The sequence below is a fragment of the Streptomyces sp. NPDC101234 genome (assembly GCF_044767525.1).
GTDB lineage: Bacteria > Actinomycetota > Actinomycetes > Streptomycetales > Streptomycetaceae > Streptomyces > Streptomyces sasae.
The window spans coordinates 225933-241008 of the sequence record NZ_JBIWOA010000008.1; the positions used below are offsets into that span (position 1 = coordinate 225933).

Below are 15076 nucleotides of genomic sequence, written 5' to 3' on the forward strand. Positions count from 1 at the left end.
TCGGGTGGCGGGTGGGCGGAGGTCTCGGGGGTCCAGGGGGCGGCGCCCCCTGGTACGGCGGCCCCGTCAGACCTGCACGATCGGCTCGCGGGTGAACAGCGTGCCCAGGGCCGGCGCGTTCACCCGGCGGTCCGCCAGCCTCAGCCCCTCCCACACGGTCACCTGGTTCGCCGTGAGCACCGGCTTGGACAGCGCCTTCTCCAGCAGGGACAGGTGCGCCGCCGTGTGCAGCGCCGTGTCCGGAAGGAGCACCGCCTCGGCCTCCCCCACGTCCGCGGCCCGCGCGAGGGTCAGCACCTCCTCCTCGCCCCACGTCCCCACCTCCGCCGCCGTGACGATCCCCGCCGACCTCATCCCGGTCACCTCCAGGCCTCCGGCCCGCAGGAAGTCGGCGAAGAGCGCGGCCACGTCGTCCGGGTAGGTCGCGCCGACCGCCACCCGTCGTACCCCCAGCTCCCGTACCGCGTGCACGAAGCCGAAGGACGTCGAGGAGGCGGGCAGCCCGGCCGCCTGTGCGAGGGTGCGGACCTGCTGCTGGGCGCCTTCCCAGCCGTACACGAAGCTTCCGCTGGTGCACGCCCACACCACCGCGTCGGCGCCCGCGAGCCGCAGCTCGGCCACGCCCGCCGCGAGCCGCTGGGCGGAGCCCATCTCGCGCAGCGCGTCCACCCGGTGCGCGTCCTCACCGATGTCCGTGTGGACGACGTCCACCCGGATGTCGCTGCCGAGGAGCTGTTCGATACGGGGATAGTCGTCCTCGGCGGAGTGCCCCGGGTAGAGGAGTCCGAGCGCTGTCATGTCCACCCTTCCTGCTGTTCTTCCGGCAGTGCGGGCCAGTCACGCGACGACGCCGGTTCGTCCCCAAGACGGATCAGCGCCTGATAAGGCCCCACCGCTCGGGTACCCATCCTGCGCAGCGCCGCCCACATCGTGACCTGGTTGGCCGACAGGACGGGGATGCGGAGTTCGGCCTCCAGCTGGGGGATGACGTCGTAGGTGGCGAGGTTGGTGCAGGAGATGAAGAGCGCGTCGGCGGCCCCGGGCCGTACCGCCTGCCGGGCCATGGCGACCACGTCCCGGTACGGCACCTGCCAGATGTGCCGGGTCAGCCCCATGAACGCGCAGCCGGCGACCCGTACGCCCGCCTCCGCCACGTACTCCTCCAGCACCCGGGTGACCGAGACGGTGTACGGCGTGACCAGCGCGAGCCGTCGTATCCCCAGCTCGGTCAGCGCGTCGAGCAGCGCCCCGGACGTGGTCAGCGACGGCACCGCGCCGGAGCGGGTCATCGCCTCGCACATCGCGCGCTCGCCCGCGATGCCGCCGACGAAACTGCCGGAGGTGCAGGCGTAGGCGACGACCTCGGGTGCCACGGCCGTGAGCGCGCGTACCGCCTCGCCGAGGGTCTCGTGCTCGCTGACCAGCCGGGCCAGGTCGAGACTGACCTCGACCGGGACGAACGGTGTCCTGGTCAGGTGCAGGGACACCTCGTCCGGCACCCAGCGCCACAGCTCGCGGTCGAGCGCGAAGTCGAAGGGCGCCACGACGCCCACGCCGCGCTGGGGACGAGGCCCGCCCAGAAAGGAGACGTCCATGGGAAGTCACCGGCCTCACGTTGGAGATCGAGGAGGTAACGGTCGACGGATACGCCCGTGTTGACGAAGGTAGGTTCGGGTGCGAGCGTGGTCAATCCGCTCATGTCAGACGTTCCATCCGCCCATGTCAGACGCTGTCGGACACCGGGAGACCACCCCGCATGACGCCGCCCGTGCCCACTCTGCTGGTCCTCGACGCCGACCCGCCGCCGCGGCTCGGCCGGCTGACCGGCCGCGCCCGGATCGTGCACACGGACGCGGCGGGCCTCGCGTCCCGGCTGCCGGAGGCCGATGTCCTGCTCGTCTGGGACTTCGCCTCGCACGCCGTCCGCGAGGCCTGGCCGGGCGAGGGGCCGCGGCCGCGCTGGGTGCACACCGCGAGCGCGGGCGTCGACCATCTGCTGTGTCCCGAGCTGGCCGCGTCGGACACGGTCGTCACCAACGCACGCGGGATCTTCGACCGGCCGATCGCCGAGTACGTGGCCGCGCTGGTCCTCGCGATGGCCAAGGACCTTCCCCGGACTCTCGATCTCCAGCGGGAGCGGACCTGGCGGCACCGCGAGGCGCGCCGGGTGGGCGGCACACGCGCGTGCGTGGTCGGTTCCGGCCCGATCGGCCGGGCGATCGTACGCACCCTCAAGGCGCTCGACGTCACCACCGCACTGGTCGGCCGGGTCCCGCGCACCGGCATCCACGGACCCGACGACCTGGACCGGCTGATGTCCCGCGCGGACTGGGTGATCGCGGCGGCCCCGCTGACCGAGCAGACGTACGGCATGTTCGACGCGCACCGCTTCGGCGTGATGCAGCCGTCGGCGTGCTTCATCAACGTCGGCCGCGGTCAGCTGGTCGACGAGGACGCGCTGGTGCGGGCGCTGACCCGACGGTGGATAGCCGGCGCGGCCCTGGACGTCTTCGCGACCGAACCCCTGCCCGCCGACAGCCCGTTGTGGAACGTGCCGGGCCTGGTCGTCTCCCCGCACATGAGCGGGGACACGGTCGGCTGGCGGGACGAACTGGGCACGCAGTTCGTGGAGTTGTACGAGCGGTGGGCGGCGGGCAGATCTCTGGTGAACGTGGTCGACAAGAAGCGCGGGTACGTGCCCGGTCACTGACTTTCGGGAGGGGACCATGGAACTCACCGACCTCACCGACCTCACCGCCCGGCAGCTCCTCGACGGCTACCGCACCGGCGGGTTCGGCCCGGTGGAGGCCGTCCGGGCGACGCTGGAACGGGCGGCGCGGATCCAGCCGGAGGTCAACGCCTTCGTCCGCCTCACCGAGGAGGACGCCCTGGCGCGGGCGAGGGCCTCGGAGGAGCGGTGGCGGCGGGGCGAGCCGCAGGGCCTGCTCGACGGGGTCCCGGTGACGGTCAAGGACATCCTCCTGATGCGCGGCCATCCGACCCTGCGCGGCTCCAAGACGATCTCCGCGGCGGGGAGTTGGGACGAGGACGCGCCCTCGGTCGCCCGGCTGCGCGAGCACGGCGCGGTGTTCATCGGGAAGACCACCACCCCGGAGTACGGCTGGAAGGGCGTCACGGACTCCCCGCTCTCCGGGATCACCCGCAACCCGTACGACCCCTCCCGCACCGCAGGCGGCTCCAGCGGCGGCAGCGCGGCCGCGGTGGCCCTGGGCGCGGGCCCGCTCTCCCTCGGCACGGACGGCGGCGGCAGCGTGCGCATCCCGGCGTCCTTCTGCGGGATCTTCGGGCTGAAACCCACGTACGGGCGCGTCCCGCTCTACCCCGCGAGCGCCTTCGGCACGCTGTCGCACGTGGGTCCGATGACCCGGGACGCGGCCGACGCGGCGCTGATGCTGGACGTGATCGGGGCTCCGGACGCCCGGGACTGGTCGGCCCTCGCCCCCGCGTCCGGCTCCTTCGTGGCGGGCCTGGCCGGAGGCATCCGTGGCCTTCGGGTGGCCTTCTCCCCCTCCCTGGGCGGCCAGGTGGCGGTCCGCCCGGCGGTCGCGGCGGCGGTACGGTGGGCGGTGGCGGGGCTGGCCGGACTCGGGGCGTACGTCGAGGAGACCGACCCGGACTTCAGCGACCCGGTGGAGGCCTTCCAGGCGCTGTGGTTCGCGGGCGCCGCCCGGCTGACACAGCGCTTCTCCCCGCACCGGCGGACGCTGCTCGACCCGGGGCTGCGGGAGATCTGCGCGCAGGGGGCACGGCTGAGCGCGCTGGACTATCTCGCGGCGGTGGACGTCCGTATGGACCTGGGCCGCCGGATGGGCCGCTTCCACGAGCGCCACGACCTGCTGGTGACGCCGACGCTGCCGCTGACGGCGTTCGAGGCGGGCGCGGAGGTGCCGCAGGGGTCGGGACACCGCAGGTGGACGGGCTGGACCCCGTTCACCTACCCGTTCAACCTGACCCAGCAGCCGGCGGCGACGGTCCCGGTCGGGACGGACGCCGAAGGGTTGCCGGTGGGCCTGCAGATCGTGGCCGCCCGCCACCGCGACGACCTGGTCCTGCGGGCCGCCCACGCGCTGTACGAGGCGGGGGTGGCTTCGGCACCGCCGAGCAGCACCGTTGCGGCTTAGCGGCGACGTGGCTCACGCCCTCCGAAACGCCAACCGCTCCCCCGCCGCGCCGTTCCGCCACAGGTCGTTGCAGGCCTCGGCCAGCTCCGCGAGGCCCTCCACCACCTCGCCCCACACGATCCCCGGCACCCACCCCACGTCCCCGTTGAGCAGCAGGTTGTTGCGTTCGTAGAAGAGGGCCAGGTCGACCACGGTGGTACCGGCGCGCACCTCGCGGTCGTAGCCGTAGGCCTTCGTGCCCAACTCGGTGCCGGCGAAGGAGAAGTAGCAGAGGTCACCGGGGATCGGGGTGACGGTCGGGTTCTCCAGGGGCGGTTCCGCCTCCGCGAATGGCGGGAAAAGCGCGTAGATCTCGTTGCGGGCGTACTTGGCGTGGTAGACGTCGCCGACCAGCGGCAGGGCGTCCCAGACGGCGGCACAGGTCAGTGGAGCACGGTCGTCGAGGAGCCGGGCCGTGGCGGTGACCCCTCGGCTGACCAGCGAGACTTCGATGCGTCGATTGCCCATGCAATCCATGGTGCATAAGTGGGTTGGCCGAGGGTAGCCGCGCCGCCATGGCTCCACCACACGGGAACAACATAGACACATCAAGGTATGAATCCAGACATTCTCGGCGGGCGGTGCTCGCGGGTGCCGCCGCCGTCGGCGCGCTCGCCGCCGCCGGCTGTTCGCGGGTGGCCACCGCCTCCGCCACCAACGGCGGTGACCTGCTGCAACGGCTGCGCGCCCAGGGTGTCGTACGGCTCGGGATCGCCGGTGAGATCCCCTTCGGATACATCGACAAGAACGGCCGGCTGACCGGTGAGGCACCGGAGTTGGCGAAGGCGATCTTCAAGCGGCTCGGGGTCGACAACGTACAGCCGGTACCGACCGAGTTCGGTTCGCTGATTCCCGGACTGAATTCGCAGCAGTTCGATGTCGTGGCCGCCGGGATGTACGTCAACCCCGAACGGTGCCAGCAGGTGATCTTCGCCGACCCGGACTACCAGATGCTCGACTCGTTCGTCGTGCGGAAGGGCAATCCCAAGGGGCTGCACGACTACCGGGACATCGTCGCGAAGAAGGCGAAGTTCGCCACGGGGACGGGCTACGCGGAGATCCAGTACGCGGTCGAGGCCGGGTACAAGGAGAGCGACATCCTGATCGTTCCCGACCAGGTCGCCGGGCTGAACGCCGTGGAGGCGGGACGGGTCGACGTGTTCGCCGGGACCGCGGTCACCGTCCGCGAGGTCGTCAAGAAGTCCGCCAAGGCCGAGGCGACCAAGCCGTTCGCGCCGCTCGTGGGCGGCAGACCCCATGTCGACGGGGGCGCGTTCGCGTTCCGGTCGGCGGAGACGCGGCTGCGGGACGCCTTCGACGTGGAGCTGCGCAAGCTGAAGAAGAGCGGCGAACTGCTGCGGATCCTGCGGCCGTTCGGCTTCACCCGGGCCGAGATGACCGACCTGACGGCCAAGGAGCTGTGCGGGGGAGGCAAGAGCGGATGACCTCGGGACTGTGGGACCTCGTCTTCAAGGGGACCTGGACGACCATCCAACTACTGCTCCTCAGCGGCCTGTTGATGACGGCCGTGGCGCTGGTGGTGGGCGTGGCGCGGACGAACCGGCACTGGATCGTGCGCTTCCTCGCCGGCCTCTACACCGAGGTGTTCCGCGGCACCTCGGCCCTGGTGATGATCTTCTGGGTGTTCTTCGTGCTGCCGGTCGCCTTCGGCTGGCAGCTGGTGCCGCTGTGGGCGGGCACCCTCGCGCTCGGGCTGACGTACGGCGCGTACGGCTCGGAGATCGTGCGCGGGGCGCTGAACGCGGTCGACCCGGCGCAGCAGGAGGGCGGGATCGCGCTCAGCTTCACGCCCTGGCAACGGCTGCGGCTGATCCTGCTGCCGCAGGCGGTGCCGGAGATGATCCCCTCCTACTGCAACCTGCTCGTCGAACTGCTCAAGGGCACCGCGCTGGTGTCGATCACCGGCATGGGCGACCTGGCGTTCAGCGGGAACCTGGTGCGGCTTGCGCTGCAGGAGAGCGCGCACATCTACACCTACCTGCTCCTCATCTACTTCGTGATCGCGTTCGTCATCACCCGGCTGATGCGCGGTCTTGAGAAGCGGCTGAAGGCCGGCATCGGCAAGGCCCCGGGAAGCGAACGTGAGGCGCGTGCGGTGAAACGCAGGGAGACGACCGGGGTCGGTGGTGTCGCGTGAAGTGGGACTGGAGTGCCGTACGCGAGTTCATGCCGCACTTCTGGGACGGTCTGCTGGTCACCCTGCAGGCGCTGGTCCTCGGATCGCTGATCTCGTTCTCGCTGGGGCTGGTGTGGACGCTGCTGATGCGCACACCGAGCCGCTGGGTGCGCTGGCCGGTGGGGGTGGTCACGGAGTTCGTGCGCAACACCCCGCTGCTGGTGCAGCTGTTCTTCCTGTTCTACGTGCTGCCCGAGCGGGGGGTGACGTTCTCCGCGCTGACCACCGGTGTCTTCGCGATCGGCCTGCACTACTCGACGTACACCATGCAGGTCTACCGGGCCGGTATCGAGGCGGTGCCGGCCGGGCAGTGGGAGGCCGCCACGGCGCTCAGCCTGCCGGCACGGCGGACCTGGTTCGCGGTCATCCTGCCGCAGGCGCTGCGCCGGATCGTGCCCCCGCTCGGCAACTACGTGATCTCGATGCTCAAGGACACGCCGATCCTGATGTCGATCACCGTGCTGGAGATGCTGGGCCAGGCGCGGCTCTTCTCCCAGCAGCACTTCCAGTTCACCGAGCCGGTGACGGTGATCGGCGTCGCCTTCATCGTCATCTCCTACCTCGCCTCCCTTCTTCTGCGCACCCTGGAGCGTCGCCTTGTCCGTTGAGACCAGCAAGCAGCCAACCCCGTCCGATACGACCCCGACCGAGCTGATCCGTCTGGAGGGGGTGACCAAGCGGTTCGGGGAGAACACCGTCCTCGACGGGCTCGACCTCACCGTGCAGGCGGGCCGGCACGTCACCCTGATCGGGCCCTCCGGCTCCGGCAAGACCACGATCCTGCGGCTGCTGATGACCCTGACCGAGCCGGACACCGGCACCATCACCGTCGACGGGCAGCGGCTCTTCCCGGCGTCGGAGAAGGAGCTGCGGGAGGTCCGCAAGCAGATCGGGATGGTGTTCCAGCAGTTCAACCTGTTCCCGAACATGACCGTGCTGCGCAACATCACCGAGGCTCCGGTGACCGTCCTCGGCCTGCCCAAGGAGGAGGCGGAGGCGCGGGCCCGGGAGCTGCTGGACCTGGTGGGCCTCGCCGACAAGGCCGACGCCCGGCCGACCCAGCTCTCCGGCGGCCAGCTGCAGCGCGTCGCGATCGCGCGGGCGCTGGCCATGCGGCCCAAGGTGCTCCTCCTCGACGAGGTGACCTCGGCGCTCGACCCCGAGCTGGTCGCGGGCGTCCTCGACCTGCTCAGGGACATCGCCCGCACCACCGACATCACCATGCTCTGCGTGACCCACGAGATGAACTTCGCCCGGGACATCTCCGACCAGGTCCTGATGTTCGACTCGGGCCGGATCATCGAGGCGGGCCCGCCGGAGCGGATCTTCAGCGAACCCGAGCACGAGCGCACCCGGGAGTTCCTGGGCGCGGTGTTGTGACCGGCCGGTACACAGCGCCGTAAAAGTTTCCTTGCAGGGCCGCCCCGATTACACGAAGTGAACGCTCGATCACCCGAGGTCCAACGGTCGGGTCATTCCGCTGGCATATGCCAGAGGGTCTTTGCCGCAGTTGGGAGGGCCGGAATCTCGCCAACACCCCCTCCGTTTCCGGCTCTTGCCCGTTATCGTGGAGAGGATCCGCAGACCGGATCGCGGCCCAAGCAGTGCTGCCGAAGCAGTACCGTCGAGCGAGCGCAGGGGGACCACCGTGGCGCTGAAGCACGAGCCGACCGCCCCGTACCACTCCGCCCAGGACGCCCTGCGCGTCCTGGAGACGGTGGCACGGCACTCCGCCGGCGTCACCGACACCGAGCTGGCCCGCCTCACCCGTCTGGATCCCGAGCGGCTGACCGCGCTGCTGCGCATGCTGCGCCGTGAGGGCTATGTCGAGCAGATCGCCGACGGCGCGTACGTCACCGGCGAGACCCTGCGCCGCCTGGGCTCCGCACACGACCGGGAGCGCGCCCTCGGCCAGCAGCTCCAGCAGACCCTCGACCGGCTGCGCGACTCGGTCGGCGCCGCCGTCTATCTCAGCCGGTACGTCGACGGCGAGGTGAAGATCGGCCAGTACGCGGCCGGCCCGGCTACCCCCGCGGTCAACGAGTGGGTGGACTTCCGCTCCTCCGCGCACGCCACCGCGATCGGCAAGAGCCTGCTCACCCAGCTCGACCACAACGCCCGCCGCGACCACCTCTCCCGCCACAAGATGGCCCGCCTCACCTCGCGCACCATCACCAGCGACAAGCTGCTGCTCTCCCGACTGGAGGCGCAGCCGCCGACGGTGCCCGTCCTGGACCTCCAGGAGTACGCGATCGGCACGGTGTGCGCGGCGGTCCCGATCACCGCGGGCTCGGCCGTGGGCTGTCTCGCCCTGTCCCTGCCGGTGGAGCACGCGCACCGGCTCCGCCAGGCCGCCGACGCCCTGAACCGCAGCGCGGCTCCGGTGCTCCTCTCCCTGGCCATCTGAACCTGGTCGAGAGCACCCCTGCGGACCAGGTAGTATTTTCTTCGTCGCCAGCCGCGAGGGCCAGTCTCAAGCGGTCGGCGAGAGTCATGCGCCGCTAGCTCAGTTGGTTAGAGCAGCTGACTCTTAATCAGCGGGTCCGGGGTTCGAGTCCCTGGCGGCGCACGATGACGATGGCGAGCCATGCCCGCGGAAGGCGCGGACCAGGCTCGCCATCTCTGTTTTTGCGCGGCTGCGCCGCGCGCGGTGGGGGCTCCGCCACCCACACCCCCGTCAGGAAGGGCCTCTCGTGGAAACGAGGGGCCCTTCGGCGTCCTCCGGGGTCAGCCTGCGGTACGTCTGCTCCCCCGGCGGCCGCCACCACACCGGGTCGGCGCACCGCACCCCCTCCCGCCGCAGCGCCGCCCGCTGGATCTTGTTGGTGGCCGTCACCGGCATCCGCTCCACGACCCGTACGAACCGGGGTGCCATCTTCGTCCCCAGATCGGTCTGGGCCAGCAGGAACTCGGCGAAGTCCAGCGGCTCGAACCGCCCGGCGATCGTCGCCATCACCTGGTCCCCGGTCACCGGATCCGGCACCCCGTACACCGCGACGGCGTCCGCGCCGCCGTACCGGGCCACGATGTTCTCGATCATCGCGGCGGCCAGGTTCTCCCCGTCGACCCGTATCCGGTCATCGGTCCGCCCCGCGAAGTACAGGTAGCCGTCCCCGTCCCGGTAGAACAGGTCCCCGGTCCAGTACCAGCCTGCCCGGCGCCGCTCGGCCTCCGCCGCCGGATTGCGCCAGTACCCCTCGAAGGGGTTCGGGGCCCGGTTCACCAGCTCCCCGATCGCCTCGTCCCCGTTGAGCAGCCGCCCCCCGGAGTCGAAGACGGCCGCCGGGCACTCGTCCCCCGTCTCCTGGTCGAGTACGACGAGACCGGCCGCCGCCCGCCCCACCGCACCCGGCGGCGTCCCCGGGGACCACTGGATCGCCGCCCCGCCCTCGGAGGACCCGTACCCCTCCACCAGCCGCACCCCGAACCGCTCCTCGAAGGCGGCCGCGTCCACGGCCCCGGCCTCCGTCCCGAAGCCGAGCCGCAGCGGATTGTCCCGGTCGTCGGACCGCGCCTCGGTCGCGAGGATGTACTGCACCGCGCGCCCGACGTACGTGAAGTAGGTGGCCCGGTAGCGCCGCACGTCGGCCAGGAAGCCGGACGCCGAGAACCGCCGCCGTAACGCCACACCGGCGCCCGCCATCAGCGCGGGCGCCCAGTCGGCGATCACGGCGTTGCCGTGGAACATCGGCATGCAGATGTAGTGCACATCGTCCGCCCCGACCCGGAACTGCTGCACCAGCGACCGCCCGGCCGCCGCCAGCCGCCCCTGCGAACAGAGCGCGGCCTTCGGGGCGCCCGTGGAACCGGAGGTGAAGTAGAGCAGCATCCGGTCGGCGGGGGCGGCCCGGGAGGGATCGGGGAAGGCACCGAGATAGGGGGCGAGGAGAGCGCCGTACTCCGGTTCGTCGGTGACGAGGAGCCGGACGCCGGGGAGTTCGAGCCCGGCGAGCAGCGGCAACCGGGCCCGCTCGGTGACCAGGACCGGACACTCGATGTGCCGGATGTCCCGGGCGAGCTCGGCACCGCGCCGGGTCGGATTGACCCCGGCAACGGCGGCTCCGGCGAGCGCGGCGGCACCCAGCCAGAGCGGGAACTCGGGGGTGTTGTCGAGGAGGACACCGATGTGGGGCACGGCGTCCGGGGGCAGGAGATCGGCGAACAACGCGGCCCGGGCCGCCGCCCCCGCAGCCACCTCGTGGTGCGTGTACACCCGCTCCCCGCACCACAACCCCGGCCGATGGTCACCCCATCGCGCGGCCACTGCTTCGGCGATCGTGCGCCTTTGGAAGGCCATGGAGAAGCAGATTAATTGACACTCCGTCAGATCAACACCCCAGGGGCGCGGGACTGTATCGATGTGCGGCTACCGCCGCGTGGGCGCGACCAGCCCCCACCGGCCCGCACATCCCCACGACCTCACGGAGCCACATCCCCCGTCACCGAGAAGATGAAGTGCGCCACGCCCATGAACCCGAGCGAGAACAGGATGAACACCGTGAAGAACGCCACGAGGCACCCCGTACCCGCGGCCAGCTTCCCCTGCGCGGGCGGCTGTGCCGTCGCCCCCGAGGGGTCCTCCGGCAGGTAGTACACGGTCACGAAGTCACCCTCGATGACAGTCGACGGCCCACTCGCCTCGTTGAAACGGACAACCTGCCCCTCGGCCGTCCTGAACTCGTACACATGGTGCAGCGTGGTCGTCACGGACATCTCCCCGCCGCCGCTGGTCGTCGTGTACGACCGCAGACAGCGCGCCTCGGCGGTCCGCCCGTGACGCCACACTCGGCTGATCCGGCTCGACCGCCTCAGCGTCTTGACCACCCCGAGGACACCGCCGACGAGGAAGATGCCGGGAAGGATGTAGAAGACCGCTTCCATCAGGCCCATGGGAGTCCCCCGATTCCGAACACCGGTCCGACTGACCGGTGTTCGGGAACGTACCCCTGCACCCTGCGGCAGGTCCTCAAGCGAAGCTCAGATCGACCCGGTGTTACCCAGCTGTCGAACGACCCCGGTCAGAACGTGACGTCCGAGCAGGCGTAGAACGCGTTGCCCGTGTCGGCGATCGTCCAGACCGCCACGATCACCTGGTGACCGCTCAGCCCCGACGGCAGGGTGCCGCTGTGGCTGAGGGTGGCCGGCGGGCGCTGGCCGTTGTAGGGGACGGTGAGGAACGGTGTGGCGTTGAGGTCCGAACGGGCGAGGGCGTGGTTCTGGTTCCAGCCCTGCTTGGTGACGTAGTACTTGAAGTCGGTCGTGGCGTGCATCGCCGTGAACTGCCAGCGGAACGTGTACGACTGGCCACCCGTCACCTTCGTCGTCGGCCAGGCGCCGCCCGACGGTGTGGTCGGCGAGCTGAGCTGGGCGAACCGGCTCAGCCCGCCGTTGCAGATCTGGCCGTCGGCGGGGCCGGAGGCCGGGAAGCCCTTGGGGCCCTCGACGCTCTGCGGCTCGTACTGGATGTCGCCGCAGTTGGCCACCGTGCCGTTGGCACAGAGCTTCTGCCGACTGATGGGGAGGTCCGTGTAGCCGTGTCCGCTGGCGCCGCCGGTGGAGAGCGCGAAGGCTCCGGCGGTCGCCACGCCGAGTACGACGGCCGACACCTTGGTCCGTTTACGCATGCTGCCGCTCCTGGAGAACGTGGGGGAGGTTCAGTGAGCCGTGCAGGTCTAGACCAAGTTTCAGATTATTGCCGACTGTTGAACATGTCCATACCAATGCCACGGCCCGTCTCCTCACGGCAGGGACTCGACGCGCCCCGAGCAGAACGCCACCGTCAGATCCCGCACCAGCACCTTGCGTTCGTAGTCGTCGAGTTCGACCAGGCCGCGCATGGTCAGCCGGGTCACCGTGTCCTCGACCGAGTCCACGACGCCCGCGAGCATCCCGGCCCGCTGCCGGGCGTCCAGCGCGGCGATCCGGCGGCGCTGCATGGCCGGGGCGACCTCCGGCGCGTACTCCACCCGGACCGGCCGCACGGAGAACACCTCCAGACCGATCCCGGCCGCGTCCGCCGAGACCAGCCGGCTCAGCGCGTCCGCCGCCACCTCGACCGAACCCCGGGCCGTACCCGCCGGCTCCACCGGCACCCGGGCGAGCGCGGCCTCCACGCACTCGCGCAGATACGTCTCGTGGTCCTCGACACCGAGCACCGCCCGCGCGGTGTCCCGCACCCGCCACACCACCAGGACGACGACCCTGAGCGCGACCCCGTTGCCGTCCGCCGCCGGCATCTCCTCGCTGCGCCAGTGCCGCAGCCGGACGTCGACCCGGCGCCGGAACAGCAGCGGGTTGATCCAGACCAGGCCGGTGCGCCGTACCGTCCCCCGATAACGGCCGAACAGGCCGAGCACCCGGGCCTGTCCGGTCACCCCGCGCGCGAGCCCCCCGAAGCCGAACAGGCAGAGCGCGCCCGCTCCGGCGCACGCGGCCCACTGCGCCGGGCCGAATCCCGCCCCCGCGCCCGCGTACGCCGGCAGATACAGCGCATGTGCCACGAGCGGCGGCAGTGCCCCCGCCCACCAGGTGGCGGCGAGGCCGCCCGCCACCCCGCCGAGCCCGGCGGCCACCCCGGCCACGCCGGGCAGCACCCCGGCGGGGCGCTCCACCAGTGCGGGGTCGACGGCGGCGGCCGGACGGGGCTTGGTCATGACCGGGCGGCGCAGCCGGGGCTGTTCGCCGGTGCCCTGCCGGCGGGCGACGACGGCGGGCCGCAGCGGCACCGACACCGGGTCGGGGTCGTCGCGGAACAGCAGATGGACGGGGATCTCGGTGGTGGTCTCGTTGTGGATCAGCCGGGGGGCCGGGCGGACGGGCGTCCCGCCGTCCGGGGGCTCGTCCGAATCAGGGGTGTGTGCGGTGGTCGTACTCATGCCTGCCTCCAGCCTCCGCGCCAGATGCCTCAGGTGATTCAGATGACTCGGGTGACTCAGGTGACTCAGGTGACTCAGGTGATCGTCGGGGTCGTCACAGGAACAGCCGGCGCCAGGTCTCCGGCCCCGGGTAGCCGTCGGCCGCGCCGCCGCGCCAGCCTTGGGTGCGCTGGAACGCCTCGACGGCCCGGCGGTCCGCCTCGTCCCAGACCGCGTCCGGGCCCTTGGGGTAGAAGCGGCCGAAGCCCTTCTCGACCAGCCGCCTGCCGAGCCGGGCGACGTAGTCGTTGGTCGCGCCGGGGCGGAAGTGGTTCTTGCCCGGGTAACCCGGGACCCCGTGCGAGGCGGGGGTGGTCGTGCCCGTGACGGCGGGCTTGATGTTCTTGCCCTTGCCGGTGGCGAGGAGTTCCCAGGTGCCCGGGCCCGGCAGGCCGTCGGCGGCAGCACCGGTCCAGCCCTGGGCCCGCTGGAAGGCCTGGGTCGCACGCTGGTCCGCGGTGCCCCAGACCGGCCCCGGCCCCTTGGCGTAGTAGCCGTCGGCACCCCGGGCGACCAGCATCCGGCCGAGGAGGGAGACGTACTTGTTGTCGGCGCCGGGACCGAAGTAGGCCGCCCCCGGGTACGGCCCCGCCGCCTTCCCGGCCTCGGCGCCCGCCGCGCCCGGGTCCGCGACCAGGCCCTTGTAGCGGTAGGGGACGTACTTGGCGGAGTTGCTCCAGTAGGCGTAGGGCGTGGACTGGCGGCGGGCGTGCGGGGGTGTCTGCTCGTACGCCGTGTAATAGGTGTGCGTGTAGTCCGTCCAGCCGCCGAAGAGCACGACGTGGGAGCCCTTCTCGGGATCGGCCGGGTTGTGGAAGAGCAGCATGTCGCCGGGCTGGAGCTCCTCCTTGGTGATCTTCGTGCCGAACTGGTCGAGGCTGCCGGTCCACTCGTTCCCGGTCAGCTTCCAGGCCATCGAGACATAGCCGGAGCAGTCCTGCCGGTATCCGTCCGTCCAGTAGAGGGACATGCTGTACGGCACCTGGGCGGCGACCCAGGTCTTGGCTCGGTTGATGATCTCCGTGCGGGTGGTCGGGGGCGTCTGGACCGGACCCTGCACGGGCGTGCCGCCCTGGCCGTGCAGGGGGGACTTGGCGCCCTGCGGGGTGCTGGGCTCGCCGTCGCCGGGGACCCCGGGCCGGTGGGGCGCGGGCGGGGTGCCGTGGGCGGCGGCGGTCGGGGCGCCCGCGGCGAGGGCGGCGGACGCGGCGGCGGCCACGACCAGGACGCTCCGGGCGGCCGGGTGCCCGCCGAAGCGGCCGGGCAGCGGGTACGGGCCCACCCGCCGCCAGTGGACGCATCCGGGGCATTCGCAGTCGTTCGCGGGGTCGAATTCCTCGAATACCGGGGCCGGCATGCGACTCCCCTCATATTTTTTGTTGGTATGTCCGGGATTGTGCACATTAACAAGTTTCCCAACTGTCATCCCGGTGCGCATGCTGACGGTGCGAATGATGTACGGCAGGAGGCGGACAGAGGTCACCCCGGTGGCCGGTGGTCGGGAGCACCGTCGCGGGTCGGGTAGAGTTCTCGATGTCAGCAGGCGCCGCTAGCTCAGTTGGTTAGAGCAGCTGACTCTTAATCAGCGGGTCCGGGGTTCGAGTCCCTGGCGGCGCACAGACAGCAGCAGGCCCTCCGCAGCAGCGGGGGGCCTGCTGGCGTGCGCCCTCTTCTGTCAACAACCGACACGGCCGGTCCACACAATCCCCACACGCTCCACGTTGAACGCGTATGACCGGTAAACAGCGCGTTTCGCACCTTGCGATCATGCTGAACACCGTAGA

General features: G+C 71.1%; 15 protein-coding genes and 2 tRNA genes. 9 read left to right on the forward strand and 8 right to left on the reverse strand.

What is annotated here, in order from left to right; genetic code table 11:
- Positions 1-66 precede the first annotated feature (66 nt).
- The gene (locus ACIRR9_RS17310) at positions 67-798 is read right to left on the reverse strand and encodes a decarboxylase (RefSeq protein WP_403752033.1); all 732 of its coding nucleotides are present in this window, start codon (positions 796-798) and stop codon (positions 67-69) included.
- Positions 795-1595, reverse strand: a complete 801-nt coding sequence (locus ACIRR9_RS17315) for a decarboxylase (protein WP_403251811.1) — start codon at positions 1593-1595, stop codon at positions 795-797. Before ACIRR9_RS17315 ends, ACIRR9_RS17310 begins: the two co-directional genes overlap by 4 nt.
- Before the next feature lie 161 nt (positions 1596-1756).
- Here ACIRR9_RS17315 and ACIRR9_RS17320 point away from each other — a divergent pair, with 161 nt between their 5' ends.
- Positions 1757-2710 (forward strand): D-2-hydroxyacid dehydrogenase, encoded by a 954-nt coding sequence (locus ACIRR9_RS17320; RefSeq protein ID WP_403752036.1) that lies wholly within the window; start codon positions 1757-1759, stop codon positions 2708-2710.
- 16 nt (positions 2711-2726) lie between these two features.
- The gene (locus ACIRR9_RS17325; protein WP_403752039.1) at positions 2727-4142 is read left to right on the forward strand and encodes an amidase; all 1416 of its coding nucleotides are present in this window, start codon (positions 2727-2729) and stop codon (positions 4140-4142) included.
- Between the two features lie 12 nt (positions 4143-4154).
- Here the strand turns inward: ACIRR9_RS17325 and ACIRR9_RS17330 are convergent, their stop codons facing one another.
- Positions 4155-4649 carry a DUF3830 family protein gene (locus ACIRR9_RS17330; RefSeq protein ID WP_365338157.1) on the reverse strand — a complete coding sequence of 165 codons (495 nt, stop codon included), beginning with the start codon at positions 4647-4649 and terminating at the stop codon, positions 4155-4157.
- A gap of 47 nt (positions 4650-4696) precedes the next feature.
- On the opposite strand from ACIRR9_RS17330, the gene ehuB reads away from it, so the two are divergent.
- The 6 genes from ehuB (at position 4697) to ACIRR9_RS17360 (ending at position 8947) form a co-directional block, all read left to right on the forward strand.
- Positions 4697-5626, forward strand: coding sequence for an ectoine/hydroxyectoine ABC transporter substrate-binding protein EhuB (gene ehuB / locus ACIRR9_RS17335; RefSeq protein WP_403752043.1), 930 nt, complete (start codon positions 4697-4699; stop codon positions 5624-5626).
- The gene (ehuC, locus tag ACIRR9_RS17340; RefSeq protein WP_403752045.1) at positions 5623-6339 is read left to right on the forward strand and encodes an ectoine/hydroxyectoine ABC transporter permease subunit EhuC; all 717 of its coding nucleotides are present in this window, start codon (positions 5623-5625) and stop codon (positions 6337-6339) included. The genes ehuB and ehuC overlap by 4 nt, the downstream gene beginning before the upstream one ends.
- The gene (gene ehuD, locus ACIRR9_RS17345; RefSeq protein WP_403752048.1) at positions 6336-6986 is read left to right on the forward strand and encodes an ectoine/hydroxyectoine ABC transporter permease subunit EhuD; all 651 of its coding nucleotides are present in this window, start codon (positions 6336-6338) and stop codon (positions 6984-6986) included. Before ehuC ends, ehuD begins: the two co-directional genes overlap by 4 nt.
- Positions 6976-7758, forward strand: a complete 783-nt coding sequence (ehuA, locus tag ACIRR9_RS17350) for an ectoine/hydroxyectoine ABC transporter ATP-binding protein EhuA (RefSeq protein WP_403752051.1) — start codon at positions 6976-6978, stop codon at positions 7756-7758. Before ehuD ends, ehuA begins: the two co-directional genes overlap by 11 nt.
- A 268-nt stretch (positions 7759-8026) precedes the next feature.
- The gene (locus ACIRR9_RS17355) at positions 8027-8785 is read left to right on the forward strand and encodes an IclR family transcriptional regulator C-terminal domain-containing protein (RefSeq protein WP_365338149.1); all 759 of its coding nucleotides are present in this window, start codon (positions 8027-8029) and stop codon (positions 8783-8785) included.
- 88 nt (positions 8786-8873) lie between these two features.
- A tRNA-Lys gene (locus ACIRR9_RS17360) sits at positions 8874-8947 on the forward strand.
- Positions 8948-9055: 108 nt separating this feature from the next.
- Here ACIRR9_RS17360 and ACIRR9_RS17365 read toward each other — a convergent pair.
- The 5 genes from ACIRR9_RS17365 to ACIRR9_RS17385 form a co-directional block, all read right to left on the reverse strand.
- Positions 9056-10675 (reverse strand): AMP-binding protein, encoded by a 1620-nt coding sequence (locus ACIRR9_RS17365; RefSeq protein WP_403752055.1) that lies wholly within the window; start codon positions 10673-10675, stop codon positions 9056-9058.
- 122 nt (positions 10676-10797) lie between these two features.
- The gene (locus ACIRR9_RS17370; RefSeq protein WP_403752058.1) at positions 10798-11268 is read right to left on the reverse strand and encodes a DUF3592 domain-containing protein; all 471 of its coding nucleotides are present in this window, start codon (positions 11266-11268) and stop codon (positions 10798-10800) included.
- Positions 11269-11396: 128 nt separating this feature from the next.
- Complete coding sequence (locus tag ACIRR9_RS17375) at positions 11397-12002, reverse strand: lytic polysaccharide monooxygenase (protein ID WP_403752061.1); 606 nt, start codon at positions 12000-12002, stop codon at positions 11397-11399.
- A 114-nt stretch (positions 12003-12116) separates the two neighbouring features.
- Positions 12117-13253, reverse strand: a complete 1137-nt coding sequence (locus ACIRR9_RS17380; RefSeq protein WP_403752064.1) for an SPFH domain-containing protein — start codon at positions 13251-13253, stop codon at positions 12117-12119.
- Between the two features lie 94 nt (positions 13254-13347).
- The gene (locus ACIRR9_RS17385; protein WP_403752067.1) at positions 13348-14649 is read right to left on the reverse strand and encodes a peptidoglycan-binding protein; all 1302 of its coding nucleotides are present in this window, start codon (positions 14647-14649) and stop codon (positions 13348-13350) included.
- Between the two features lie 186 nt (positions 14650-14835).
- Here ACIRR9_RS17385 and ACIRR9_RS17390 point away from each other — a divergent pair.
- Positions 14836-14909: transfer RNA gene (locus ACIRR9_RS17390), tRNA-Lys, on the forward strand.
- The last annotated feature ends 167 nt before the right edge of the window (positions 14910-15076 follow it).

Bases quoted from the DNA above. Each gene is read 5' to 3' on its own strand.
- ACIRR9_RS17310 (WP_403752033.1), bottom strand. From the start codon at position 798: ATGACAGCGCTCGGACTCCTCTACCCGGGGCACTCCGCCGAGGACGAC.
- ACIRR9_RS17315 (WP_403251811.1), bottom strand. From the start codon at position 1,595: ATGGACGTCTCCTTTCTGGGCGGGCCTCGTCCCCAGCGCGGCGTGGGC.
- ACIRR9_RS17320 (WP_403752036.1), top strand. From the start codon at position 1,757: ATGACGCCGCCCGTGCCCACTCTGCTGGTCCTCGACGCCGACCCGCCG.
- ACIRR9_RS17325 (WP_403752039.1), top strand. From the start codon at position 2,727: ATGGAACTCACCGACCTCACCGACCTCACCGCCCGGCAGCTCCTCGAC.
- ACIRR9_RS17330 (WP_365338157.1), bottom strand. From the start codon at position 4,649: ATGGGCAATCGACGCATCGAAGTCTCGCTGGTCAGCCGAGGGGTCACC.
- ehuB (WP_403752043.1), top strand. From the start codon at position 4,697: ATGGCTCCACCACACGGGAACAACATAGACACATCAAGGTATGAATCC.
- ehuC (WP_403752045.1), top strand. From the start codon at position 5,623: ATGACCTCGGGACTGTGGGACCTCGTCTTCAAGGGGACCTGGACGACC.
- ACIRR9_RS17365 (WP_403752055.1), bottom strand. From the start codon at position 10,675: ATGGCCTTCCAAAGGCGCACGATCGCCGAAGCAGTGGCCGCGCGATGG.
- ACIRR9_RS17370 (WP_403752058.1), bottom strand. From the start codon at position 11,268: ATGGGCCTGATGGAAGCGGTCTTCTACATCCTTCCCGGCATCTTCCTC.
- ACIRR9_RS17375 (WP_403752061.1), bottom strand. From the start codon at position 12,002: ATGCGTAAACGGACCAAGGTGTCGGCCGTCGTACTCGGCGTGGCGACC.
- ACIRR9_RS17380 (WP_403752064.1), bottom strand. From the start codon at position 13,253: ATGAGTACGACCACCGCACACACCCCTGATTCGGACGAGCCCCCGGAC.
- ACIRR9_RS17385 (WP_403752067.1), bottom strand. From the start codon at position 14,649: ATGCCGGCCCCGGTATTCGAGGAATTCGACCCCGCGAACGACTGCGAA.